This window comes from Streptomyces sp. LARHCF249 (assembly GCF_052871255.1).
Genome location: NZ_JBIXJQ010000006.1, coordinates 160758 through 184068 on the forward strand (window position 1 = coordinate 160758; position 23311 = coordinate 184068).

General features: G+C 69.5%; 22 protein-coding genes and 1 tRNA gene. 10 read left to right on the forward strand and 13 right to left on the reverse strand.

Going from position 1 to position 23311, the window contains the following annotated elements; all coding sequences use genetic code 11:
• Window positions 1-25 precede the first annotated feature (25 nt).
• Window positions 26-430, forward strand: coding sequence for a pyridoxamine 5'-phosphate oxidase family protein (locus ACIPUC_RS18670; protein ID WP_446590649.1), 405 nt, complete (start codon window positions 26-28; stop codon window positions 428-430).
• Window positions 431-570: 140 nt separating this feature from the next.
• On the opposite strand, the gene ACIPUC_RS18675 is transcribed toward ACIPUC_RS18670, so the two are convergent.
• Complete coding sequence (locus ACIPUC_RS18675) at window positions 571-885, reverse strand: (2Fe-2S)-binding protein (protein WP_362598434.1); 315 nt, start codon at window positions 883-885, stop codon at window positions 571-573.
• Window positions 885-1121 carry a hypothetical protein gene (locus tag ACIPUC_RS18680; protein WP_446590650.1) on the reverse strand — a complete coding sequence of 79 codons (237 nt, stop codon included), beginning with the start codon at window positions 1119-1121 and terminating at the stop codon, window positions 885-887. Before ACIPUC_RS18680 ends, ACIPUC_RS18675 begins: the two co-directional genes overlap by 1 nt.
• An 84-nt stretch (window positions 1122-1205) precedes the next feature.
• Here ACIPUC_RS18680 and ACIPUC_RS18685 point away from each other — a divergent pair, with 84 nt between their 5' ends.
• Window positions 1206-2231 carry a helix-turn-helix transcriptional regulator gene (locus ACIPUC_RS18685; RefSeq protein ID WP_446590651.1) on the forward strand — a complete coding sequence of 342 codons (1026 nt, stop codon included), beginning with the start codon at window positions 1206-1208 and terminating at the stop codon, window positions 2229-2231.
• A 96-nt stretch (window positions 2232-2327) separates the two neighbouring features.
• Here ACIPUC_RS18685 and ACIPUC_RS18690 read toward each other — a convergent pair whose 3' ends face one another.
• From ACIPUC_RS18690 to dnaK, 4 genes are read right to left on the reverse strand one after another with little or no spacing between them, the layout of a single operon-like run.
• Window positions 2328-2798: a heat shock protein transcriptional repressor HspR gene (locus ACIPUC_RS18690; RefSeq protein ID WP_384580355.1), complete on the reverse strand. Its 471-nt coding sequence runs from the start codon at window positions 2796-2798 to the stop codon at window positions 2328-2330.
• Window positions 2799-2800: 2 nt separating this feature from the next.
• On the reverse strand, window positions 2801-3982 hold the full coding sequence (gene dnaJ, locus ACIPUC_RS18695) for a molecular chaperone DnaJ (RefSeq protein ID WP_446590652.1): 1182 nt from the start codon (window positions 3980-3982) through the stop codon (window positions 2801-2803).
• A gap of 39 nt (window positions 3983-4021) precedes the next feature.
• Window positions 4022-4687 carry a nucleotide exchange factor GrpE gene (grpE, locus tag ACIPUC_RS18700; RefSeq protein WP_446590653.1) on the reverse strand — a complete coding sequence of 222 codons (666 nt, stop codon included), beginning with the start codon at window positions 4685-4687 and terminating at the stop codon, window positions 4022-4024.
• The gene (gene dnaK, locus ACIPUC_RS18705) at window positions 4687-6537 is read right to left on the reverse strand and encodes a molecular chaperone DnaK (RefSeq protein WP_446590654.1); all 1851 of its coding nucleotides are present in this window, start codon (window positions 6535-6537) and stop codon (window positions 4687-4689) included. Before dnaK ends, grpE begins: the two co-directional genes overlap by 1 nt.
• Window positions 6538-6732: 195 nt before the next feature.
• On the opposite strand from dnaK, the gene ACIPUC_RS18710 reads away from it, so the two are divergent.
• Together ACIPUC_RS18710 and ACIPUC_RS18715 are read left to right on the forward strand one after the other, a co-directional pair.
• The gene (locus ACIPUC_RS18710; RefSeq protein ID WP_446590655.1) at window positions 6733-7269 is read left to right on the forward strand and encodes a sugar transferase; all 537 of its coding nucleotides are present in this window, start codon (window positions 6733-6735) and stop codon (window positions 7267-7269) included.
• 110 nt (window positions 7270-7379) lie between these two features.
• Window positions 7380-9686: a (Fe-S)-binding protein gene (locus ACIPUC_RS18715; RefSeq protein ID WP_446590656.1), complete on the forward strand. Its 2307-nt coding sequence runs from the start codon at window positions 7380-7382 to the stop codon at window positions 9684-9686.
• Window positions 9687-9764: 78 nt separating this feature from the next.
• Here ACIPUC_RS18715 and ACIPUC_RS18720 read toward each other — a convergent pair whose 3' ends face one another.
• Window positions 9765-10730, reverse strand: a complete 966-nt coding sequence (locus ACIPUC_RS18720) for a hypothetical protein (RefSeq protein ID WP_446590658.1) — start codon at window positions 10728-10730, stop codon at window positions 9765-9767.
• A gap of 260 nt (window positions 10731-10990) precedes the next feature.
• Here ACIPUC_RS18720 and ACIPUC_RS18725 point away from each other — a divergent pair, with 260 nt between their 5' ends.
• A complete protein-coding gene (locus ACIPUC_RS18725; RefSeq protein WP_446590660.1) occupies window positions 10991-11890 on the forward strand; it encodes a Yip1 family protein in 900 nt (299 codons plus the stop codon).
• A gap of 72 nt (window positions 11891-11962) precedes the next feature.
• Here the strand turns inward: ACIPUC_RS18725 and ACIPUC_RS18730 are convergent, their stop codons facing one another.
• Together ACIPUC_RS18730 and dcd are read right to left on the reverse strand one after the other, a co-directional pair.
• Window positions 11963-12463, reverse strand: a complete 501-nt coding sequence (locus tag ACIPUC_RS18730) for a phosphoribosyltransferase (RefSeq protein ID WP_215016038.1) — start codon at window positions 12461-12463, stop codon at window positions 11963-11965.
• Window positions 12460-13047 carry a dCTP deaminase gene (dcd, locus tag ACIPUC_RS18735; protein WP_446590662.1) on the reverse strand — a complete coding sequence of 196 codons (588 nt, stop codon included), beginning with the start codon at window positions 13045-13047 and terminating at the stop codon, window positions 12460-12462. Before dcd ends, ACIPUC_RS18730 begins: the two co-directional genes overlap by 4 nt.
• Window positions 13048-13510: 463 nt before the next feature.
• On the opposite strand from dcd, the gene ACIPUC_RS18740 reads away from it, so the two are divergent.
• Window positions 13511-13581, forward strand: a tRNA-Gly gene (locus tag ACIPUC_RS18740).
• 252 nt (window positions 13582-13833) lie between these two features.
• Here ACIPUC_RS18740 and ACIPUC_RS18745 read toward each other — a convergent pair.
• Entirely contained in the window at window positions 13834-14658 is an 825-nt protein-coding gene (locus tag ACIPUC_RS18745) for a sulfite exporter TauE/SafE family protein (RefSeq protein WP_446590663.1), read from the reverse strand.
• 729 nt (window positions 14659-15387) lie between these two features.
• On the opposite strand from ACIPUC_RS18745, the gene ACIPUC_RS18750 reads away from it, so the two are divergent.
• The gene (locus ACIPUC_RS18750; RefSeq protein WP_446590664.1) at window positions 15388-17505 is read left to right on the forward strand and encodes a SpoIIE family protein phosphatase; all 2118 of its coding nucleotides are present in this window, start codon (window positions 15388-15390) and stop codon (window positions 17503-17505) included.
• 327 nt (window positions 17506-17832) lie between these two features.
• On the forward strand, window positions 17833-18105 hold the full coding sequence (locus ACIPUC_RS18755) for a hypothetical protein (protein WP_446590665.1): 273 nt from the start codon (window positions 17833-17835) through the stop codon (window positions 18103-18105).
• 99 nt (window positions 18106-18204) lie between these two features.
• Here the strand turns inward: ACIPUC_RS18755 and ACIPUC_RS18760 are convergent, their stop codons facing one another.
• From ACIPUC_RS18760 to ACIPUC_RS18770, 3 genes are all read right to left on the reverse strand, one after another.
• Window positions 18205-19359: a tyrosine-type recombinase/integrase gene (locus ACIPUC_RS18760; RefSeq protein ID WP_446590666.1), complete on the reverse strand. Its 1155-nt coding sequence runs from the start codon at window positions 19357-19359 to the stop codon at window positions 18205-18207.
• A complete protein-coding gene (locus tag ACIPUC_RS18765) occupies window positions 19359-19634 on the reverse strand; it encodes a helix-turn-helix domain-containing protein (protein WP_446590668.1) in 276 nt (91 codons plus the stop codon). Before ACIPUC_RS18765 ends, ACIPUC_RS18760 begins: the two co-directional genes overlap by 1 nt.
• 147 nt (window positions 19635-19781) lie before the next feature.
• Window positions 19782-20273, reverse strand: coding sequence for a helix-turn-helix domain-containing protein (locus ACIPUC_RS18770; RefSeq protein WP_446590670.1), 492 nt, complete (start codon window positions 20271-20273; stop codon window positions 19782-19784).
• Between the two features lie 308 nt (window positions 20274-20581).
• Here ACIPUC_RS18770 and ACIPUC_RS18775 point away from each other — a divergent pair, with 308 nt between their 5' ends.
• Together ACIPUC_RS18775 and ACIPUC_RS18780 are read left to right on the forward strand one after the other, a co-directional pair.
• A complete protein-coding gene (locus tag ACIPUC_RS18775; RefSeq protein ID WP_446591158.1) occupies window positions 20582-22090 on the forward strand; it encodes a DnaB-like helicase N-terminal domain-containing protein in 1509 nt (502 codons plus the stop codon).
• 342 nt (window positions 22091-22432) lie between these two features.
• Window positions 22433-23230 (forward strand): DUF2637 domain-containing protein, encoded by a 798-nt coding sequence (locus tag ACIPUC_RS18780; protein ID WP_446590672.1) that lies wholly within the window; start codon window positions 22433-22435, stop codon window positions 23228-23230.
• The last annotated feature ends 81 nt before the right edge of the window (window positions 23231-23311 follow it).

Genomic DNA, 23311 nt, shown 5'->3' on the forward strand with positions numbered 1-23311 from the left:
CCCGTACGCCCCGTACCCTTCGGCCATGTCCCATGACGTACTCAACCCGACGCCCGAGTACCTCGCCTTCTGGCGGGAGCGGCACGTCTGCACGCTGACCACGCCGCGGCCCGACGGGACCCCCCACGTGGTCCCGGTGGGCGTGACGTACGACCCGGAGGCCGGCCTGGCCCGGGTGATCAGCAACAAGCACAGCAAGAAGGTCCGCAACATCCTGGCGGCGCAGCCGGGCGCGGCCCGGGTCGCGGTCTGCCAGATGGAAGGACGCCGCTGGGCCACCCTCGAGGGGCGCGCGGTGATCCGTACGGACGAGGCGTCGGTCGCCGACGCGGTGGCGCGCTACGCGGAGCGCTACGGGCGGACGCCCTCGCCCAATCCCGACCGGGTGGTCATGGAGATCGCACTGGACCGGGCGATGGGCCGGGCCTGACCCGGACCCGGCCCGACAGCCCGGCCCGACAGCCGGCCCACAGCCCCGGACATCACAACGGCGCCATCGTGGTCAGGTCCACGATGGCGCCGTTGTGTGGGGGTAGCACCTGAGCGATCTGCAACGACGGGGGAATCGCTTCAGGCACTGCGGGGGGTGGCGGTGGTGATATCGGGTTCGAAGAGCTGGTGGTCGCGCTGGTCGAGGTTGACGAAGACCATTCCGTAGCGCACCTCGCAGCGGACGGGCTGCGGCGCGCCGCGGGGGCGGCGCAGGCAGCGGTAGGCCCGGACGTCTTCGTCCTCTTCGCGTACGACCACGATCGGCTGCCCGAACAGGGTGACGACCAGGGAGTCGCCGGGATAGGGGATGGCAGTGGCCAGATCGATGAACTGCCATCCCGAGCGGTATGCGGAGGCCATTTCGCGACGGAAGCCGCGATCGTCGGGGGTCATCAGGAGACCTGCGCCGGTACGGTGTCCCAGCCGAGATCAGCGGGAGCCGTGTTCCAGCCGAGATCGGTCTTGCCTACCGTTTCGACGGGCGCGCTCGTACTGGTACCTGTGTCGGCCTGAACGCTTCCCGCGCCCCCGTTGAAGGCGACAACTGCCCCATAGACCGCAACGACGGAGAAAACAACGGCAAGCACCGAGCGAAGCATTCTCTTATACATGGTCGGCTTCGTCCTCACTTGATGGAATCCTCTCCCCCGCGTGACTGACGATGGCTCATTCAGGCACGTCAGTGCCACAGGGACGATGCATCATGTTCTTACATGTTCAGGACCCTGGGGGGTGGAGATTTGCCCAAGAGCAGTACAAACCCGACACATCCCCACGCGGTCACAGCCATGTGCCCCGAGGGGACGCGACTCTACGCAGCCGCGCTGAGCACCGGCCGCGTATCCCGCAGTGAGGTGGAGAACGCCCCCTGCCTGCTCGAATTCGCTCTACTGAGGCCTGACCCCGACGACGCGAACCAGCTCCGCGCGGTTCCCCCGTCCGTCGCACTCACGCAGCGGCTCCATCCGCTCGAACGTGAGATCCGGGACCGGAGGCGGAGCGCCGTAGATCTCGCCGACGCTTTCGAGCCGTTCCTCACCATCAGCGCCCAGAGCCCCGCAACCACCCACGCCATCACGGTGCTGGAAGGCTTCGAGCAGATCAACGCGGCGCTCGACCTGGCCACTGCCGAGTGCCACACGGAGGCCTTGACCGTCCAACCGGGCGGAGCCCGGCCCAGCTTCATCCTCACCGAGGCCTTGGAGCGCGCTGCGCCGCTGCTCAACCGGGGGGTGAGCATCCGCACGCTCTACCAGCACACGGTACGGCACAGCCAGGGCACGCTCGCCTACGTGGACCGGATCTCCACAGGGAAGGCGGAGATCCGCACACTCGAAGAGCTCATCGAGCGCCTGATGATCTTCGATCGCACCGTGGCCTTCATCCCCGCGAGCGACGACAGGAAGGTGGCACTGGAACTGCGGCACCCCGGCCTGGTCGACTACCTCATCAAGGTCTTCGAGCAACTGTGGCGCCGCGCCGTGCCGTTGAGCGAGGAGGTGACGTACACCCACGCCCCGGACGGCGTTTCCGGCGTACAGCGCACCATCGCCCAGCTCCTCGTCGAGGGACACGTGGACGAGGCCATCGCACGCCGCCTGGGGATGAACGTACGCACCTGCCGGGCCCACATCGCCAAGCTGGCCGCCTACCTCGGCAGTGGCAGCCGCGCCCAACTCGGGTTCCTCATCGCCCAGTCGGGCATCCTCGACACCCCGGAGCACCGGCACCAGCCCTGACCGGCCCTGCCCCGGCCCCCCGCCCACACAAACGGAAGGCCCCCGCCCGTTCCCGGGCAGGGGCCTTCCACGCATGCCGGCCGTGGCCGAAAACCGTCAGTCCATCGGGCGCTTCGGCGCCGGACGCCAGACGACCAGGGCGTTGCCGGGCTGCGGGGGCTGGTACGGGACCAGGTCGCGCCGGTAGGAGGCGTGCACCTGGGCCTCGCGGGCCCGGAGCGTGGCCGCCGCGCCGTCCACCGCCGCCGAGAGCTCGGCCACGCGCTGCTGGAGCGCGGCGACCTGGTTCTCCAGCTCGATGATCCGCTTGATGCCCGCCAGGTTGATGCCCTCGTCCTGGGACAGCGCCTGCACCGTGCGGAGCAGCTCGATGTCACGGGCCGAGTAGCGCCGGCCGCGGCCGGCCGTACGGTCCGGGGAGACCAGGCCGAGACGGTCGTACTGGCGGAGGGTCTGCGGATGCAGGCCCGAGAGCTGGGCGGCCACCGAGATCACGTAGACCGGGGTCTCATCGGTGAGCTGGTAGCCCCCGCCCAGGCGGGAGGACTGTCGTCGGCGGCCGTCCATGGTCATGCTCCCTTCGCGGACTCGAACAGCGCGGAGCGCGGGTCCTGCGACTCCGTCGCCTCGCGGTACATCTCCAGCGCCTCGCGGGCCTTGTCCGACAGCTCGGTCGGGACCGCGACCTCCACCGTCACCAGCAGGTCGCCGCGGGTGCCGTCCTTGCGGACCGCTCCCTTGCCGCGGGCCCGCATGGTGCGGCCGTTGGGGGTGCCCGGCGGCAGCTTCAGCGTCACCGAGGGGCCGTTCAGGGTCGGGACCTTGATGTCGGCGCCCAGTGCCGCCTCGGCGAACGTCACCGGGACGGTCACCGTCAGGTTGTCGTCCTTGCGGCCGAACACCGGGTGGGAGTCGACGTGCACGACGACGTACAGGTCGCCGCCGGGACCGCCGCGCTCGCCCGGCGCGCCCTTGCCGCGCAGCCGGATCCGCTGGCCGTCGGAGACGCCCGCCGGGATCCGGACCTGCATGGTGCGCGAGCTGCGGGCACGCCCGCTGCCCTTGCAGACCTCGCAGGGGGTCTCCGCGATCAGGCCGCGGCCCTTGCAGTCCGCGCAGGGGTCGGTCAGCGAGAAGCCGCCGCCGCTGCCCCGGGAGACCTGGCCGGTGCCGACGCAGGTCGGGCACACGCGGGGCGTGCCGTTCTTGTCGCCGGTGCCCGAACAGGCCTTGCAGGGGGCCTGCGAGGACATCCGGAGCGGGACCGTGGCCCCGTCCACCGCCTCCGTGAAGGAGAGGGTGACCTCCGACTCGATGTCCTGGCCGCGGCGCGGCTGGGTGCGGGTTCCCGCACCCGGGCCGGCGCCGCGGTTGAACAGGCCGCCGAAGACGTCGCCCAGGCCGCCGCCGAAGCCGCCGCCCGCGCCGCCCGGCTGCTGTCCGCCGAAGAGGTCGCCGAGGTCGAAGTTGAACGAGCCGCCGGCCCCGCCCGGCCCGGGGCGGAAGCCTCCGTTGCCGAACAGGGCGCGCGCCTCGTCGTACTCCTTGCGCCTCTTGGCGTCGCCGAGGATGTCGTTCGCCTCGGAGATCTCCTTGAAGCGCTCCTCGGCCGAGGCGTCGCCCTTGTTGGCGTCCGGGTGGAACTCGCGCGCGAGCTTCCGGTACGCCTTCTTGATCTCGGCCTCGGTGGCGTCCTTCGGGACACCGAGGACCTTGTAGTAGTCCTTCTCCACGAAGTCCTTCGTGCTCATCCCCGGTGTCCCTCCTCTCGTACCTCTACGTGTTCAACCTCAGCCGTTGTCGGCTGCATCCGCGTCCTTGTCGGACGACGCGTCGCCTTCCGACGACTCGGACTTGGGGGCCGCGCCCGGCTGGGGCTCGGCCACCGCGACCCGCGCGGGACGGATCGTGCGCTCGCCGATCCGGTACCCCGGCTGCAGGATCGCCACGCAGGTCGTCTCGGTGACGTCCGGCGCGTACGAGTGCATCAGGGCCTCGTGGATCGTCGGGTCGAAGGGCTCGCCCTCCTTGCCGAACTGCTGAAGGCCCATCTTGGCCGCGGCGGTCTCCAGCGATTCGGCCACCGACTTGAAGCCGCCGACCAGCTCGCCATGCTCCCGCGCCCGGCCGATGTCGTCCAGGGTCGGGAGGAGTTCCGTCAGGAGGGACGCGACCGCGATCTCCTTGACGGCGATCCGGTCCCGCTCCACCCGGCGGCGGTAGTTCTGGTACTCGGCCTGCAGCCGCTGGAGGTCCGTGGTGCGCTCACCGAGCGCCGTCCGGGCCTGGTCCAGCTGCGCGAGCAGCGCTGTCTCCTGGCCGATGGCTTGAGCTGCTGCGTCCCCGGCCGGGGCCGCCGCCTCCTCCGAGGCGGAGTCGGCGGCCTTCGGCTCGTCGGGCGTGCCGTCGACGGGGACTTCGGGCTTCTCGTCGAAACCCGGGGTCTCCTCCGACATCAGGCAGCGCCACCCTTCGGCTTCTCGTCGTCGACGATCTCGGCGTCGACGACGTCGTCGTCCGCCTTGGCCTGGCCCGCGTCACCGGCAGCGCCGCCGGCGGCGCCCTGAGCGGCCTGGGCGTCGGCGTAGATCGCCTGGCCGAGCTTCTGGCTGACCGCGGCGAGCTTCTCGGTCGCGGTGCGGATCTCGGCGGTGTCCTCGCCCTTGAGCTTTTCCTTCAGCTCGGTGACGGCGGCCTCGACCTCGGTCTTGACGTCGGCCGGGACCTTGTCCTCGTTGTCCTTGACGAACTTCTCCGTCTGGTAGACGAGCTGCTCGCCCTGGTTGCGGGACTCGGCCGCCTCCTTGCGGCGCAGGTCCTCCTCCGCGTACTGCTCGGCCTCCTGGCGCATGCGGTCGACCTCGTCCTTGCCGAGCGAGGAGCCGCCGGTGACGGTCATCTTCTGCTCCTTGCCCGTGCCGAGGTCCTTGGCCGTGACGTGCATGATGCCGTTCGCGTCGATGTCGAAGGAGACCTCGATCTGCGGGACACCGCGCGGGGCCGGCGGCAGGCCGGTCAGCTCGAACATGCCGAGCTTCTTGTTGTACGCCGCGATCTCGCGCTCACCCTGGTAGACCTGGATCTGCACGGACGGCTGGTTGTCCTCGGCCGTCGTGAAGATCTCCGACCGCTTGGTCGGGATGGTCGTGTTGCGCTCGATGAGCTTGGTCATGATGCCGCCCTTGGTCTCGATGCCGAGGGACAGCGGGGTCACGTCGAGGAGCAGGACGTCCTTGACCTCACCCTTGAGCACACCGGCCTGGAGGGTGGCGCCGATGGCGACGACCTCGTCCGGGTTGACGCCCTTGTTGGCGTCCTGACCGCCGGTGAGCTCCTTGACGAGCTCGGCGACGGCCGGCATGCGGGTGGAGCCGCCGACCAGGACCACGTGGTCGATCTCGGACAGCTGGATGCCGGCGTCCTTGATGACGTTGTGGAACGGGGTCTTGCAGCGGTCGAGCAGGTCCGCGGTGAGCTGCTGGAACTGCGAGCGCGTGAGCTTCTCGTCCAGGTGCAGCGGGCCCTCGGCGGAAGCCGTGATGTAGGGCAGGTTGATCGAGGTCTCCGTGGAGGAGGACAGCTCGATCTTCGCCTTCTCGGCGGCCTCGCGCAGGCGCTGCAGCGCCATCTTGTCCTTGGACAGGTCGACGCCGTGGCCGTTCTGGAACTGCTTCACGAGGTAGTCGACGACGCGCTGGTCCCAGTCGTCGCCACCGAGGTGGTTGTCACCGTTGGTGGCCTTGACCTCGACGACACCGTCGCCGATCTCGAGGAGCGACACGTCGAAGGTGCCGCCGCCGAGGTCGAAGACGAGAATGGTCTGGTCGTCCTTGTCGAGGCCGTAGGCCAGGGCGGCGGCCGTCGGCTCGTTGACGATGCGCAGGACGTTCAGGCCCGCGATCTCGCCGGCCTCCTTCGTCGCCTGGCGCTCGGAGTCGTTGAAGTAGGCCGGGACGGTGATGACCGCGTCCGTGACCTTCTCGCCCAGGTACGCCTCGGCGTCGCGCTTCAGCTTCTGCAGGATGAAGGCGCTCATCTGCTGCGGGTTGAAGTCCTTGCCATCCAGGTTGATCTTCCAGTCAGTGCCCATGTGGCGCTTGACGGAGCGGATGGTCCGGTCCACGTTCGTGACCGCCTGGCGCTTGGCCACCTCGCCGACGAGGACCTCGCCGTTCTTGGCGAAGGCGACGACGGACGGCGTGGTCCTGGCGCCCTCGGCGTTGGTGATGACGGTGGGCTCGCCGCCTTCCAGAACGCTGACGACGGAGTTAGTGGTGCCCAGGTCGATGCCGACCGCACGTGCCATTTCAATTCCTCCAGCTGACTTGAGTGCAACAGGCTCAAGGATGCCGTACCGCTGCGCCGACGTCAACAGAGCTGAGCCTGGTCGGCTCAACCTTTAGGCCCCGCTTACACGCAACCCCCGCCGAACGGGTTCGAGGCCGGGGACCGCGCCGCGCGCCACACCGGCCCGGCGCCGGGCGTCCGGCACGGTACTGGCATGCCGCTGACACTCGCGACCCCCCGGCTACGGGTACGCGTACCCCCCGCCCCGCCGGCGAAGAGGGTGGTCGACCTCGTCGGAGCGGTGATCCTGCTGGCCCTGTTCACTCCGCCGCTGGCCCTCGCCGCCGGGCTGCTGTACGTGACCCAGGGCGGCCGGGCCTTCGTACGGGAGCCCGCCGCGGGCCTGGCCGGGCGGCCCTTCCGGACCTGGCGGCTGCGCACGGAGGACGCGGGCCGCCCCGGCGCCGCCCTGGAGCGCTGCGCCCTGGATTCGGCGCCCCAGCTGCTCAACGTGCTCCGCGGCGAGATGTCGCTGGTCGGGCCGCGCCCGGGACCCCGTACGGACCGCCCCGACCGGCTCCTCGTACGGCCCGGAATGACCGGCTTGTGGCAGGTGAGCGCGCGCTCGGACCTCCCCTGGGAGGAGATGGCGCTGCTCGACCGGCATTATGTGGAGAACCACTGGCTGGGGATGGACCTGGCGATCCTGGCGCAGACCCCGCGGGCGGCCTACCGTCATAGGCAAGCCTGAGCGACACAGATCACCGCACGCTCGGCTACATTGCGGCGTCGGGAATGGGTAACCTCAGGCCTTGACTGGATAAGTTACCGCTTAGTAAGTGCCGCCCGAGGAGCCTTCCCATGCAACTCGCCGCGATCATCGTGTCGCTGGTCCTGACCGTGGTCGGCGTTGCGCTGCTCGCCCGAGCCGTGGCGCAGATCTACCGGTTCGTGAAGCTCGGCCAGCCCGTCCCGGCGGGCAGCCGGACGGACGACCCGAAGGCCCGAACCCTCACCCTCGTCCGGGAGTTCCTCGGGCACAGCCGCATGAACCGCTGGGGCATCGTCGGCTTCGCGCACTGGTTCGTCGCGGTCGGCTTCCTGACGCTGCCGCCGACCCTGGCGCAGGCGTACGGCCAGCTGTTCCAGGCCGACTGGACGCTGCCGGTCATCGGCGGGTTCCTGCCGTTCGAGATGTACATCGAGTTCATCGGCCTGATGACGGTCGTGGGCATCCTCGTCCTCATCGTCATCCGACTGCTCAGCCTCCCCTCCCGGGCGGGCCGCAAGTCGCGCTTCACCGGCTCGAAGGCCTGGCAGGCGTACTTCGTCGAGTACGTCATCCTCACCATCGGCCTGGCGATCCTGGCCCTGCGCGGCCTCGAGGGCGCGATCCACCACGTGGAGTCCTACGACGCGGCGTACTTCGCCTCGTACCCGCTGGTGCTGGCCTTCAAGGGGATGTCCCTCGGCACGCTGCAGAACGCCATCTACTTCACCGCGATGATCAAGATCGGCACCTCGCTGATCTGGATGATCGTCGTCTCGCTCAACACCAACATGGGTGTCGCCTGGCACCGCTTCCTCGGCTTCCCGAACATCTGGTTCAAGCGGAACGCCGACGGCGCGACCGCGCTCGGCGCCCTGCAGCCGATGACGAGCGGCGGCAAGGAGATCGACTTCGAGGACCCGGGCGAGGACGACGTCTTCGGCGTCTCCCAGGTCGAGCAGTTCTCCTGGAAGGGCATCCTCGACTTCTCCACGTGCACGGAGTGCGGTCGCTGCCAGTCGCAGTGCCCGGCCTGGAACACCGGCAAGCCGCTGTCCCCGAAGCTCCTGATCATGTCGCTGCGCGACCACGCGCACGCCAAGGCCCCGTACCTGCTCGCCGGCGGCGGCAAGGACATGGAGGGCAACGAGAAGGCGACGGCGGAGCAGCTCAAGGACGTCCCGGCCGCCGCCATCGCCGAGGCCGAGCGCCCGCTGATCGGCACGGCCGAGGAGAACGGCGTCATCGACCCGGACGTGCTGTGGTCCTGCACGACCTGCGGTGCGTGCGTGGAGCAGTGCCCGGTCGACATCGAGCACATCGACCACATCGTCGACATGCGCCGCTACCAGGTGATGATCGAGTCCGCCTTCCCCTCGGAGGCCGGCACGATGCTCAAGAACCTGGAGAAGAAGGGCAACCCCTGGGGCCTGGCCAAGAAGCAGCGCGTCGAGTGGACGAAGGAGGTCGACTTCGAGGTCCCGATCATCGGGAAGGACGCGGAGGACCTCTCCGAGTTCGACTACCTCTACTGGGTCGGCTGCGCCGGCGCCCTGGAGGACCGGGCCAAGAAGACCACCAAGGCCTTCGCGGAGCTGCTGAACATCGCGGGCGTCAAGTTCGCGATCATGGGCGGCGACGAGAAGTGCACCGGTGACTCGCCGCGCCGCCTGGGCAACGAGCCGCTGTTCCAGCAGCTGGGCCAGGAGAACGTGGCCATGCTGAACATGGCGTTCGGCGAGGACGACGACGACCCGGAGACGAAGAAGCCGAAGTCGGCGAAGCGGATCGTGTCGACCTGCCCGCACTGCTTCAACACCATCGCGAACGAGTACCCGCAGCTGGGCGGCGAGTACGAGGTCATCCACCACACGCAGCTGCTCCAGCACCTGATCGACGAGGGCCGGCTGACGCCGGTCACGCCGGTGGACGGCCTGATCACGTACCACGACCCGTGCTACCTGGGCCGGCACAACAAGGTCTACACGCCGCCGCGCGAGATCATGTCGGCCGTGCCGGGCCTGCGCCAGCAGGAGATGCACCGCCACAAGGAGCGGGGCTTCTGCTGTGGCGCCGGTGGCGCGCGGATGTGGATGGAGGAGCGGATCGGCAAGCGCATCAACAACGAGCGTGTCGACGAGGCGCTGTCCCTCAACCCCGACATCGTCTCCACCGCCTGCCCCTTCTGCCTCGTCATGCTGACCGACTCGGTCAACGGCAAGAAGAACGAGGGCAAGGCCAAGGAGTCCGTGCAGGTCGTGGACGTGGCGCAGCTGCTGCTGGAGTCGGTGAAGGCACCGGAGCCGGAGCCGGAGCCGGAGGACGAGCCGGAGGCTGAGGCGGCCGAGGCCGCCGAGGCCGAGGCGGAGCCGGAGCCGAAGCCCGAGGGCGCCAAGTAGTCCCCGGCACCCCGCACCACACGCGGAACGGCCGGTCCCCCACCCCGGGGACCGGCCGTTCCGTCGTGTCGGGCCGCGTCAGGAGGACCGGCGGCGCAGCATCGCGAAGCCGAGGCCGGCCGCACCCGCCGCGGCCATCCCGCCGCCCGCGGCGAGCAGCATCGGGGTGTCGCCCTTCGGCGGGGTGACCCCCTCGGCGCCGGCCTTGACGCCGCCCTTCGGAACGACCTTCCCGACGGCCGGCTTGGCCTCGTCCTTCTTCGCGTCCTTCTTCACTTCCCTCTGGACGGTGTACTGCTCGATCAGCCTGCCGCTGAAGTCGTACACCCAGCTGTTCCCGCCGCCCCTGCCGTCGATGACGACGAACTTCACGCGCTTGCCGTCCTGGACGAGCTTGTACGTCCAGCCGTCCTTCTGCGTGCTCGGGTTCTTCAGGTCGATGGTGCCGACGGAGTTGCCGTTCGGCATCGAGATCTTGACGTACCTGCCGTTCGAGCCGTCGACCAGCTTGGCGACGCGGCCGTCGGGCATGGTGATCCGCACGGAGCTCTCCTTCTTGACCTCGGGCTTGACCTGCGGCTTCGGCTGCTCCCCGCCGTCCGTCCACGAGGTCACGGTGCCGTTCGGCTGGAGCACGACGTGCAGCCCGTTGTTCTGGCCGTACGCGGCGGCGGCGCCCTTGCTGACCAGGGTGTCGAGCTTGGTGGAGCCGGCGAAGACGTCCGCCTCGAAGTGGTTGGGGCCGATCTTGTAGACCTTGGCGACGGAGCCGTCCGCCAGCTTCACGGTGGTGAGGTACGCCCGGACGCCGGCGGTCGGCTTGACCGGCGGAGCGGTGGGCTTCGCGGGCTCCGTCGGCTTCGCCGGCGGAACGGACGGGTCGACGGTCGGCTCGACCTGCGGCTGCTCGACGCCGGGCAGCACCTCCGGCTCCGGAACGGCCGGGGAGTCCGCAAAGGCGGATCCCACCGGAAGGGCCAGGACTGCGGCCGTACCGGCGACGGCGACGGCGGTACGGAGGGTGGTGCGGCGGGTGCTGCGCATGGTGGGTGCTCTTCTCGTGCTCGGTCTCGTGCTCGTGCTCTGGCGCCGGGCTGGCTCTGCGGGGCGTCGACGGACACGAAGCTACGGGCCGGACATGTGGGTATTCCGTAGGGAACGTAACGAAGGCCCACAGAATGCGACGCAGACGCGTAAACCGGACACCCTGCCCTCCCCTAGGGGATGTCACAGGTCAGCCGCAAAGGCCCCCTGTTCCGGCCGCCCGTCCACGGGGCGCGACAGGACCAGGTACTTTCGATCACGTGGCTGGATTCAGGATCGGACGCGGCCGGGACAACAACCGCACCCCGCAACAACCCCCGCGGCAGCAGCCGTACGGACAGCAGCAACCGCCTCCGTACGGCCAGCAGCCCTACCCTCCCGCAGGCCCGCCGCCGCAGCAGCAGTGGCCGCAGCCGGGCGCCGGGGGGCACGGCGAGCCCGAGTACTTCGACCCGTACGGACAGCAGCAGCCGCCGCAGGCCCCGTACGGCCAGGGCGGCCCCGGCGGCTACACCAACGACAACAACCCGGGGCACACCCAGGTCTTCGCCGTCGGCGAGGACCCGTACAGCCAGGGCGCGACGTACCAGGCGGGCGCGGCCGCGGCCGCCCCGTCCGGCCCGCGGCTGCCGTGGAAGGAGCTCCTGCGCGGCATCGTGATGCGGCCGGGGCAGACCTTCCTCCAGATGCGCGACTACGCCGTCTGGGGGCCGGCGCTGACCGTGACCTTCCTCTACGGGCTCCTCGCGGTCTTCGGCCTCGACGAGGCCCGCAAGGACGTGATCAACGCGACCCTCTCGAAGGCCGTGCCGATCGTCCTCTCCGCGGGCGTGGCCTTCGTGATCTGCGGGCTGCTCCTGGGCGCGGTCACCCACACGCTGGCCCGCCAGCTGGGCGGCGACGGCTCCTGGCAGCCCACCGTGGGCCTGTCCATGCTGGTCATGTCGCTGACGGACGCCCCGCGCCTGCTCTTCGCCGTGTTCCTGGGCGGCGACAACGGGCTGGTCCAGGTCCTCGGCTGGGCCACCTGGGTGGCGGCCGGCGCCCTGTTCACGGCGCTGATCGGCAAGTCGCACGACCTGCCGTGGCCGAAGGCGCTGGGCGCGTCCGCGATCCAGCTGATCGCCCTGCTGTCGATCATCAAGCTGGGCACGATCTAGCGCACGCACGTACACACGCACACACACGAAAGGGCCGCCGCGCAACGACTGCGCGGCGGCCCTTCGGCACTCTCAGGCGTCGAGGACCTGACCCTCACGCTTCACGACGGGCGGCTCGACCGACCACGGGAAGTTGATCCACTCGTCGGTCTTCTTCCACACGTACTCGCACTTCACGAGCGAGTGGGACTTCTCGTAGATGACGGCGGACCGCACCTCGGCGACGTGGCCGAGGCAGAAGTCGTGGACGAGCTTCAGGGTCTTGCCGGTGTCGGCCACGTCATCGGCGATGAGGACCTTCTTGTCGGTGAAGTCGATCGCCTCGGGGACGGGCGCCAGCATGACCGGCATCTCCAAGGTGGTGCCCACACCCGTGTAGAACTCCACGTTCACCAGGTGGATGTTCTTGCAGTCCAGCGCGTACGCCAGCCCGCCGGCGACGAACACCCCGCCGCGGGCGATGCTCAGGATGATGTCGGGCTCGTACCCGTCGTCGGCGATGGTCTGCGCGAGCTGCCGCACAGCCCGCCCGAACCCCTCGTAGTCGAGGTTCTCGCGCACTACGTCACTCATGCCTCGTGCCTCACCTGGGTGCGGTGGAAGTTCTGGAAGGAACGCGAGGCGGTCGGCCCGCGCTGACCCTGGTACCTGGACCCGTACCGCTCGCTGCCGTACGGGAACTCCGCGGGCGAGCTGAGCCGGAACATGCACAGCTGCCCGATCTTCATGCCCGGCCAGAGCTTGATCGGCAGCGTGGCGAGGTTCGACAGCTCCAGGGTCACGTGGCCGGAGAACCCGGGGTCGATGAACCCGGCCGTCGAATGCGTCACCAGACCGAGGCGGCCCAGACTGGACTTCCCCTCCAGTCTGGAGGCGATGTCGTCGGGCAGCGAGATGACCTCGTACGTGGAGGCCAGCACGAACTCGCCGGGGTGAAGGATGAAGGCTTCGTCCCCGTCCGGCTCGACCATCCGGGTCAGGTCGGCCTGCTCGATCGCCGGATCGATGTGGGCGTACCGGTGGTTCTCGAACACCCGGAAGAACCGGTCGAGGCGTACGTCGATGCTGGAGGGCTGCACCATCGACTCCTCGAACGGGTCGATGCGAACCCGTCCGCTGTCGATCTCGGCCCGGATGTCTTTGTCAGAGAGAAGCACGCCCCGAGGATACGCAGAGCGCGCGGGCCACCCCCAATCGAGAGCCGCACCCGCGCGCCCGCGACACCGGGCCTATCGCCTGACGGCACCGCCCACGGGCACGGCCTGCCTCAGCCGCGCGCACCGCGGACACCGGAGCAGCCGCCCGGGCCCGATCCGGCCGGCACCGAGGTGCTGCAGCGGGAAGGAGGCGGTACTGAAAACGTGCCCTTCGGCACAACGGACGACGGTGTGCTCCATCGAGTTCCTTTCCCCAATGAGCTGTACTGCGACGAATCGCCACATTAGGGGATGATCGGGGCCTGCTCCAGCCGCCGCTCCGCACCACACCGTACGCCCCAACTCCCGCACGTACACGCCCCCGTGCACACCACACACGACAACGACCCCGCGGCAGATTCACCGGGGGTCGATCATGAGGTAGAGTGAACAACGATACCGCTCCAGGCAACTGGAACGCTGTGCGGATGTAGTTTAATGGTAGAACATGAGCTTCCCAAGCTTATAGCGCGGGTTCGATTCCCGTCATCCGCTCTTCCACGAAGCCCCAGGTCAGCGACCTGGGGCTTCGTCATTGTCTAGACCTCTCAGCCCTTGCCGCGCCCTCCGCGTGCCCCAACTCGCCGGAATCCCCTGGCCGTAGGCCCTTTCGTGCACCACTCGCACCACATGGGCGCCTAGTCGTCTCGAATCGCGAGACGACTTTCATGTGACCCGCGCCACAAGTGGCGACGCGTGTGCGAATTCGCGCTCCCAAAGAGGCACTTGGCCGAGGGCTTCTGACGATCATTCGTGGCGGGCGACCTTGACCGCCGAGATCAGCAGGATGACCGCGAGTGCGGGAATGAGGACCAGGTCGGGGATCACCCCGAGCAGGAGCCCGCCCAGTAGCGCGCCGACGATCGAGCCCGTTGCCATGACTCCGGCGAAGCGGAGATTGGCGCCGAGGACGGCGAAGCTGCCGTCGCGGCTGTAGCGGGCGAACGCGACGAGCATCGTGGGCAGGGACACCAGCAGGGACAGGCTTCCCGCGAGCTTGATGTCGGTTCCGTACAGCAGCACGATCGTGGGGATCAGCAGCTCGCCGCCGGCAACGCCCATGATCGCGGCGACCACGCCGATGCCGAACCCGGCCACTACGCCGGCCACCACCTGGACCGGGCCGGGCAGATCGAGCGAACCGACGGCGGTGGTGTGGGTGACCACCAGGGCGGCGGCCATGCCCACCATGAGGATGGCGAGGACCTTGTAGAGGGTGGCGGACCGCATCCGCACCGCCCACGACGCTCCTGCCCACGCGCCAAGCAGGCTCCCGGCCAGCAGGTTGACCGCAATGGCCCAGTGGGAGCCCAGTTCGCCGAAGGACACCACAGCGAGCCGGGCGGGCAGAGCGGTGATCACAACGACCAGGCTCATCGCCTTGTTCAGGATGACCGCCGAAAGTGCCGCGAACCCAAACATCCCGATCAGCAGTGGCAGCCGAAACTCCGCACCACCCAGACCGATCATCCCGCCCAACACGCCCACCAGGGCGCCGGCCCCGAAGACCAGCGGTGCCGATTGCAGCCGTGCCGCTTTCACCAGAGCCGTGTCCGAGGTCGTATCGATCACGGCCTTCCCCCCTTCGCCCAGCGCGCGGCCACCGACTGCCGCGACATGCCGGCAGCAGCGGCCAGCTCCTCCTGCGACCCACACAAAGCCAGCCGCCGCTCCCGCAATCGCCCTGTCATGCCAGGAACGTAGCGCCCTGCCACCATCCGAGGGCAAGGCGAAGCCCGGATGTTCATCCACACCCACAGAACCGCCGGTGACCCCGGACCGAAGCTTGGGAGGAAGCCACAGCGCTTGAGGCTCCACCAGCGCTGCTCAGGACGACCAGCCCATTTGACCTTGGCAATCGCCTCCACGGTCCGGTGGTGACGGGAGGGAACGACTCGGTCGTTCCCTCCCCTCGGCATGTAGGTCAGGCTTCCCGTGCGAGTCGCGGCCTTCTCCGAGAACTGGCCGGCGCGGACCATCGTGTGGCCGGTGTGGCGGAGGTCGTCGAAGCGGCAGGGCGCCCCCTGGTGTCACCCTCGACACTGGGACCGTTCAGTTCCGGAACAGCCCCAGTGATCCGCACGGCGAGCGGATCGAGGGTGACCGAGGTCCGGACCAGGGCCGTCTGCTCCTCCGGGCGCATCGGCCCGCGGGCGGGCGGCCTCATGCCCCGGCCGGCGACGTCTGGTGCCGCTCGGTGCGCCACCGGTCGTGGAGCACCGGCTGCGGGGGCAGCATGGAAACGAAGCCCTCAACCGGTCCGTACCGCGGGCGGGCTCCGCGAGGAGGGAGCCGTCAGGGATGGGTGCACACGAGCCGCTCCCGGATGAGGAGCAGAACCGACGGGAGGGGGCGTCGCCGCCGGGAGGGCTGCTCGATCTGCTCAGCGTGGCCGCGGTCGTGCTGGACACTCGCGGGCGGATCGTGTTCTGGAGCCCGCAGGCCGACGAGGTGTTCGGCTACACCGCCGAGGAAGCTCTGGGCCGGCACGCGGCACACCTCTTGGTCCGCGAAGAGCACCAGGAACTGGTGACAAAGCTGTTCGCCGAGGTGATGAGCACCGGGGCAAGCTGGGCAGGCGCGTTCCCCATCCGATACAAGGACGGCAGCACGCGCCTGGTGGAGTTCCGCAACATGCGCCTGCTGGACGACCTCGGCGACGTCTACGCCCTGGGTATTGCCGCCGACCAGAGCACGCTGCAGCGGGTGGAGACCGACCTGGCCCTGTCCCAGCGCCTGGTGTCACAGGCCCCCATCGGCATCGCCCTGCTGGATACCGACCTTCGCTACGTGCTTGTGAACCCCGCCCTGGAGCGCATCAACGCCATGCCCGCCGCCGACCACGTCGGCCGGCACCCCCACGACATCCTGCTCTTCCTGGACGTCGACACCATCGAGTCCGCGCTGCGCCAGGTCCTGGTCACCGGCACCCCGCTGATCGACCAGTACAGCGTCGGCCGCACCCTCGCCGACCCGGATCACGATCACGCCTGGTCGGTGTCGTACTACCGGCTCGAAGCAGCCAGCGGCCGGGTGATCGGGGTGGCGTACTCCGTCATCGACGTCAGCGAACGCCATCAGGCCGCGACCGAGGCGGACCGCGCCCGGCGGCGCCTGGGCTTGATCGCCGAAGCCTCCGCCCGCGTCGGCACCACGCTGGAGGTTGAAAAGACCGCCCAGGAACTGGCCCAGGTCGCGGTCCCCGATCTCGCAGATGTCGCGGCCGTGGACATCCTGGACGCCGTGCTGGCCTTCCGCCGTACCTCCGGGCCGCACGACGGGCCGGAGGTTTTCCGTGCGCTCGCCGTGGCCACCGCCTACCCGACCGCGGCCGCCGCCGCCGCGGACAAGGTCGGCGATCTGGCGGCATACGGCGCGGACCGGCTGATCACCCAGTGCGTCCACACCGGCCGGCCGGTCCTCGTGGGCCGTATCAGCAGCGAAGACTTTCTCCGCATTGCCCGCGACACCGATGCCGCGGCATCCCTTGCGCGGGCAGGCGCGCACTCCTACATCGCGGTGCCGCTGATCGCCCACAACGAGGTCCTCGGCGCCTTCGACCTGCTGCGCGCCCGCAACCCCCTCCCCTTCGACGAAGACGACGTGATCCTCGCCGGCGAGCTGGCCGCCCGCGCCGCCGTCGCGATCGACAATGCCCGCTGGCACCAGAGCGTCCGCAACGCCTCCGAAACCCTCCAGCGAAGCCTCCTGCCCAGCCACCCGCCCCCAACCCGCGGCCTGGACATCGCCTCGCTCTACCAGCCCGCCCAGGCATCCCACGAGGTGGGAGGCGACTGGTACGACGTCATTCCCCTCACCGGCGACAAGACCGCCCTGGTCGTCGGCGACGTCATGGGCAACGGCATCGACGCCGCTGCCACCATGGGGCGGCTACGTACCGCCACGTGCGCCTTCGCCGACCTCGACCTGGACCCCGACCAGGTCCTCCAGCACCTCGACAAGATCACGCAGGGGCTTGAGCACTACATCGCCACCTGCATCTACGCCGTCTACGACCCCCACGCCCACCGATGCCACATCGCCAACGCCGGACACCTCCCGCCCGTCCTCGCCGCAGCCGGCCGCCATCCCCGGCTGCTCGACTTGCCCACCGGCGCACCCTTGGGCGTCGGCGGCGTCCCCTTCCGCACCACCGCCTTCGACCTGAGCCCCGGCGACCGACTCCTCCTCTACACCGACGGCCTCGTCGAAACCCGCCACCACCCCATCGACGAACGCCTGAACACCCTGGTGCACACCCTCGACGGACCCCGTCGACCCCTGGACGTCACCTGCCAGTGGCTCCTGGACTCCCTCAGGCACCCCGACGACCACGATGATGTCGCTCTCCTCATCGCGCAAGCCACTTCCGAACCGCACCGGCCGACCGATGGATCGGCTGAGCCGACGGCGCTGTGACCGGGGCGCTGCCCACGTCCGCGGTCGCATCACCGGCTCCACTGCGTCCGTGCGGGGGCAAACAACGAGGCCGCGCGTGGCAGCTGGGGCAAGCGAGTGTCGGGGGTGTCTGATGGATACGCCCACGGGGTGTCGCGGCCGTTCTGAAACGGCGGGCGCGACGGTCGTCTCCCCGTCCTCGAAGCCTCAGTCACGTCGCCCGAGGGCGCGGAGCCGGCCCAGGCAGCCCTCGCCGGTCATCGGCTTCGGGTGGTACCGGGCTCTCTGCGCACTCGGCCGGGCGGGCGGTTGAGCGCCACGGCCGAGTGACCACCTCGTTGCACCAACATGACCGATTTCATGGTGCAGATCCCCGCCGACTGGCTCGCCCGCGTGTTCCTCTCACTCCGCCGCGGCACATCCGACGATGCCCACGAGATCGCGGGTGAACTACAGCCGTTCACCGAGAGGCCCGGCCAGCGGGTGCCGGTCCCCAGAACGACAGTGCTGCGTACCGAACACGCACTGCGCAGAGAAATCGAAGTCACCGCCGAACAGGCTCGGAGAGCGGAGTTGTCTGAGCAAGCCGAGTACCTGGTCCAGACCCGGCTGGGCGACTGAGAGTCCCATCCTCGGCTCGCCGCCCGTGCGCGCAGCTATGAGCACGGCCGAGTTCGCACAGAGAGCGGGGATGGCACCGCACCATCCCCGCTCTGGTAATCACGCCTCGCGAACCCGCTTGGGCTGCTGCCCTTCAGCCTTGCGGCGAGCACCGCGAACCTTGGCATCGATGCCGACGGCGACCTCCTGCTGACGTTCGTCGTCGGAGTGCTGGTAGATCATCGCGGCCTTCTCCGAGGACTGGCCGGCGCGGACCATCGTGTCCTTGAGGGTGGCACCGGACTGGGTGGAGAGGGTATGGCCGGTGTGGCGCAGGTCGTAGAAGCGAAAGTCCTTTGGGAGGCCGACCTTCGCTCGGGCCTTGGCCCATTTACGGCCGAAGGACGTGCGCCGGAACGGTGCTCCCTTCTCCCCCACGAACAGCAGGCCGTCGGGCTCCTTCTCCGCGAACCAGTCCAGGTGCCGCTTGACCTCCATGGAGAGGAAGGCCGGCAGGTGGATGGTGCGGACGCCCGCCGACGACTTGGTGTCGCCCTCGACGCGGCGGCCGGTGTTCAGCTCCGGGGCCGCCTCGGTGATCCGTACGGCGAGGGGATCCAGGGTGACCGAGGTCCGGCGCAGGGCTGCCTGCTCCTCCGGGCGCATCGGGCCGTAGGCGCAGAAGTAGACCATCAGCCGCCAGCGCGGGCCCATGGCTTCGGCGAGGGCGTCGACCTGGGCGACAGTAGCGGTCGGGCGCTCCTTGGCCTTCTCGCTTCCCGCGCCCCTGATGCGGCACGGGTTGCGGCGGATCAGCTCGTCGTCGGTCGCCGTCTCCATGATGGCCCTCAGCAGCCGGTAGCACTTGGCCACCGTCGTCGCGCCGGTGGCGGTCAGGCGCTCGGCCCGCCAGGTCCGCACGGTCGGCGGGGTGATCTCGTCCAGGTCGAGGTCGCCCAGGCCGGGAAGGACGTGCAGGCGCAGGAGGCGGCGGTACAGCTCGTCCGTGGTGGCGGCGAGGCCGCGCTCGTCGACCCACTTGAGCGCGTATGCCTCGAAGTTGACCTTGCCCACGTCGGGGTCAGTCCAGTGGTTGCGCTGGATGTCCGCCTTGGTGAGGGTGAGCCAGTCCTGCGCGTCGGTCTTCGTCGCGAAGGTCTCGGGGGCGGTGCGCCGGCTGCCGTCGGGCGCCCAGTAGCGCGCCTGCCAGCGGCCGGACGGGAGCTGGCGAGTGGTACCGAATTCGCGCCGCCGCTGCGGCTTGCGGGCCGCCATCAGGCCGCCTTCCCGAAGCGGGAGCGCGCTTCGCGGAGGGTGGGGACGGTGCTCGCGTCGATGTATGCGGCCAGGACGCTGTCGGCGATGCGGACGTGCTTGCCGAACTTGGCGTAGCCGATGCGGCGTTCTTGGATGAGGCGCCGGATGAAGCGCACGCCGGTGCCGAGGCGTTCGGCGGCCTGCTCCACGGTGAGGAAGGTGTCGGGGGTGGTCACCTCCTTCGCGGTGCGGGGGCGCTGGGCGGAGGTGTGGGGTATCGCCGTGTGGCGCAAGCAGTGCTCCGGATTCTGGCCGCGGGCTGGAGCGGGGGCGGCAACCCCCTGAGCCGGGGCGGCGTGTCGTACAGGGATGGGATGGGCGGTACTGCGGCTGCGACCTGGAGGTTTGCGGGCCCAGAGCAGCAGGGTGGAGAAAGGCGGCTACGCGCCGGGAGGGGGCCCGTACCGTTCCGCGTTGATCTTCATGACCTCGGCGGCGATGGCGTTGGAGACCATCGCGTCGGCCTCGGTGCTGATCTCCGGGTGGTCCTTCAGGTAGGCGGAGAGTTCGTCCCGCGCCTGGGTGGCTTCGGAGCTGGCGCGCGCGGAGGCGCGGTAGGTGGCGACCACGTTGTCGATGAGCTCCATGGCGCGGCCCATCGCCGCCAGGCTCGGCGGCCCGACGAAGTTGCTGAGCGGGACGCCGAAGATCTCGGCGAAGCCGATGGCCTCGTCGAGGTTGATCCGGCGCTTGCGCTTCTCGATGCGCCAGACCGCGGACGGGTTCATGTCGAAGCCCGCCTCGTTGAGCAGGTCGGACAGCGCGGTGGTGCTCCAACCGCGCTTCTCCCGCTCCAGCTTGATCCGCACGGCGACGTTTTCCTCGCCGCTGAGCAGCACCCCCTCGGGGGCGTCGCTCTCGTCGTCCGGCATCACCCCTCCTTCCTGTCGCTGCGGCGGCCACGGTTTCGCGGCATGCCAAAACCATACATCATCTTCTGCGGTTCGCATAGATCTCTGCGAACCGCAGAATCTGTGGTACGATTCGATCATCCCCAGAAGACCGCAGCGATCCCCTGGAGCCCGCCATCCCGTAGCCAGACATGCAAAAAGCCCCCCGGTGGTCCAACACCGAGGGGCCCAAAGCGCAAACCTCACGCCGCCCATCCCTGAACGACTGACCTGCGAGGCCGGGATTGCCGTCCCATGTGGCCCGCACGTAGAGGAGCTTCTTGTCCAGTATGGACGACCCCGCGCCGAAACCGCCACAGCTCGCCGCGACCGACATGACCGCCGTGCCGCCGTACGACTCGGACGCGGAGGCCGCGGTCCTGGGCGCCTGCATGTTCAGCGCCGACATCATCGACGCGGTCCGCAACCTCCTTGAGGGTCCGGACTTCTACCGCCCAGCGCACGAGACGGTGTGGCGGGCGATCCTGGCCCTGCGCAGCAAGGACAAGCCGACCGACCCGATCGTGCTCGCCGACCGGCTGCGTGAGCAGGACGACCTGAATCGCATCGGAGGCGCGTCCTACCTCCACCAACTCGCGCAGGCCACACCTTCGGTCGGCGGCGCGATCCACTACGCCGGGATCGTGCGGAGGAAGGCGGACCTGCGGCGCCTGCGCGCCTCCGGCATGCGCACCGTGCAGCGGACCATGGAGCCGGGCGCCGACCCCGACTCGATCCGCAGTGAGGTCGCGGCCGAGGTCCGCGCCGAGGGCGAGCGCGCCCTGGCGTCCGGACAGGGGCGGCTGTCCCGGTTCATCACCGACGGGTGGAGCTTCGTCACCGAGTCCGGCGCCGACACCGACCCGCTGTGGGGTACCCGCGAGCAGACTGCCTGGTCCTCCGGGGAGAGCCTGATGATCGTCGGCGCTCCTGGCGTCGGTAAGACGACCCTCGCGCACCAGGTGATCTTCGCTCGCCTGGGCCTGGCCGACAGCGTCCTGGACATGCCGGTCGCACCGGGCAAGCGGGTGCTGTACCTGGCGCTGGACCGGTACAAGCAGATCGCCCGCGCCCTGGCCCGCCGTGTCCAGCCCGAGCACGAGACGCGGTTGCGAGACGGGCTGGCCGTCTGGCAGGGCCCACTGCCAGCGACGCTCGACAAGGAGCCCGACCTCCTGGCCGACCTCGCCAATGCCCACGGGGCCGACACGATCGTGATCGACAGCCTGAAGGACGCGGTGAGCACCCTGGTCGACGACGCCCTCGGAGTCGCGTACAACAACGCCCGCCAACGGGCCATGCGCGAAGGGGTCGAGGTCCTGGAGCTGCACCACCAGCGCAAGGCAGGCGAGGGCACACCGCGCGCCCAGAAGCCCACTCTGGACAGGGTGTACGGCTCCACGCACATAGTCTCCGGCGCGGGCAGTGTCCTGTACGTGGGCGGAGAGGCCGGCGACCTCGCCGTCACGCTCCACCATCTGAAGACGCCCACCGGAGAGATCGGCCCGCTCCAGGTGATCCACGACCACGAGCGCGGCACCACCAGCGTCGACCCCGCGCTGGACCCCGTCGAGATCCTCCGCAAGCGTCCCGACGGACTGACCGTCCGCGAACTCGCCCTCATCCAGAGCGGCGAGAACAACCCCGACCGCGCCGCCACCGAGAAGGCCCGCCGCACCCTGGACCGCCTCGTCAAGACCGGACTCGCGGTCAAGGCCGAGGGCGCCGCAGGCGGCAGCGGAGGCGGCCAGCAGGCCCGCTACCGCGCCTCCGTCAGGCACATCGGCGCCGTCTCCTAGCTCTGCGGTCGGGGCCTGCGAACCGTGCACGGGGGCGTACACGCGCCCCCGGGGCACGCCCCCGCCCACACGGTCTCGCCGCCGTACACGATCCACACAAACCCGCAGGTCAGACGATCACGCACCCGTACACGCCGTACACGTGCCAGAGCGTTCACGCGCGAGCCCCCCTTTAGAAGGGGGCTCGCGTGTACGCCCCCTACGTGAACGCCGTGATCGCCTCCCCAGAAACCCACACGGAGCACCCTTCTGAGCACCAACACCACACCCGTCTCCCACCTCCACCCCAGCACCCAGGCTGCCGGGAAGTACGTCCTCGTCGTAGCGGGCGCATTCATCCTCGTGCTGACCGCTGCCGCGTTCTGGCTCTCGTACGCGCACCTGGCCGAGGTCGCCGGACGCCACGGCCTGGCGGTCTCCCCCATCCGCCAGTGGGCCTGGCCGGCGACCCTGGACACCTTCATCGTCATCGGCGAGCTGCTCATGCTCCATGCCGGCCTTCGCCGGGAGCCGGACGGCTGGGCAATCGCGCTGACCGCTGCCGGGTCGGTGGGTTCCATCGCGCTCAACGTGGCCGGGGTCAGCGGCAGCGGGGACACCCCGGTCCCCGTCCTCGACTACGTGGTCGCCGCCGTCCCGCCGACTGCTGCACTGCTCGCCTTCGGCGTCCTGATGCGCCAGGTGCACCGCCTCGTCGCAATGCCGGATCCGGGTGCCAGCAGCCCGCCCGAGGGCTCGCTCCCCGACGCCACAAGCTCTGTGGTCAACCGCGACAACCCCGTGGTGTACTCCGGAACCGCACCCCTACCGGAGCACCCCTTGGCCACTCCCGACGGCCTCCGCCACGGCGAGGGCGCACCCGCGAAACAAGCCTCCGTCGACACAGTGGCGCAAGGCGTCGAGCAAGTGGCGGAATCCCGGACCCCACCGAAGAAGCGCGCCGGTCGCAAACCTGCCGTCCCGCTCGACGAGCTCCTCGTCATCGCCCGTAACGCCCCAACCGGACGCGACGGCCGCGCCTCCAGCCGCCACATCGAGAAGGCCGTACGCGCACGCGGACTGCCCATCGGCCGGGTCCGCCGGGATGAACTCACCCTTCAGGTACAGGCCGAGCTCGACGAGGCAACCAGCACCACCTGAGGCATACCCGACTGGTCCCGAGCCAGCCGGTCTGACCACCTCCACGACAGGAGCAGCACCCGCACATGCACGAAAACGAGA

Excerpts from the sequence above, each read along its gene's own strand:
- ACIPUC_RS18670 (WP_446590649.1), top strand. The coding sequence starts at position 26 with ATGTCCCATGACGTACTCAACCCGACGCCCGAGTACCTCGCCTTCTGG.
- ACIPUC_RS18675 (WP_362598434.1), bottom strand. The coding sequence starts at position 885 with ATGACCCCCGACGATCGCGGCTTCCGTCGCGAAATGGCCTCCGCATAC.
- ACIPUC_RS18685 (WP_446590651.1), top strand. The coding sequence starts at position 1,206 with ATGTTCAGGACCCTGGGGGGTGGAGATTTGCCCAAGAGCAGTACAAAC.
- ACIPUC_RS18690 (WP_384580355.1), bottom strand. The coding sequence starts at position 2,798 with ATGGACGGCCGCCGACGACAGTCCTCCCGCCTGGGCGGGGGCTACCAG.
- dnaJ (WP_446590652.1), bottom strand. The coding sequence starts at position 3,982 with ATGAGCACGAAGGACTTCGTGGAGAAGGACTACTACAAGGTCCTCGGT.
- grpE (WP_446590653.1), bottom strand. The coding sequence starts at position 4,687 with ATGTCGGAGGAGACCCCGGGTTTCGACGAGAAGCCCGAAGTCCCCGTC.
- dnaK (WP_446590654.1), bottom strand. The coding sequence starts at position 6,537 with ATGGCACGTGCGGTCGGCATCGACCTGGGCACCACTAACTCCGTCGTC.
- ACIPUC_RS18710 (WP_446590655.1), top strand. The coding sequence starts at position 6,733 with ATGCCGCTGACACTCGCGACCCCCCGGCTACGGGTACGCGTACCCCCC.
- ACIPUC_RS18715 (WP_446590656.1), top strand. The coding sequence starts at position 7,380 with ATGCAACTCGCCGCGATCATCGTGTCGCTGGTCCTGACCGTGGTCGGC.
- ACIPUC_RS18720 (WP_446590658.1), bottom strand. The coding sequence starts at position 10,730 with ATGCGCAGCACCCGCCGCACCACCCTCCGTACCGCCGTCGCCGTCGCC.
- ACIPUC_RS18730 (WP_215016038.1), bottom strand. The coding sequence starts at position 12,463 with ATGAGTGACGTAGTGCGCGAGAACCTCGACTACGAGGGGTTCGGGCGG.
- ACIPUC_RS18750 (WP_446590664.1), top strand. The coding sequence starts at position 15,388 with ATGGGTGCACACGAGCCGCTCCCGGATGAGGAGCAGAACCGACGGGAG.
- ACIPUC_RS18755 (WP_446590665.1), top strand. The coding sequence starts at position 17,833 with ATGACCGATTTCATGGTGCAGATCCCCGCCGACTGGCTCGCCCGCGTG.
- ACIPUC_RS18760 (WP_446590666.1), bottom strand. The coding sequence starts at position 19,359 with ATGGCGGCCCGCAAGCCGCAGCGGCGGCGCGAATTCGGTACCACTCGC.
- ACIPUC_RS18770 (WP_446590670.1), bottom strand. The coding sequence starts at position 20,273 with ATGCCGGACGACGAGAGCGACGCCCCCGAGGGGGTGCTGCTCAGCGGC.
- ACIPUC_RS18775 (WP_446591158.1), top strand. The coding sequence starts at position 20,582 with ATGGACGACCCCGCGCCGAAACCGCCACAGCTCGCCGCGACCGACATG.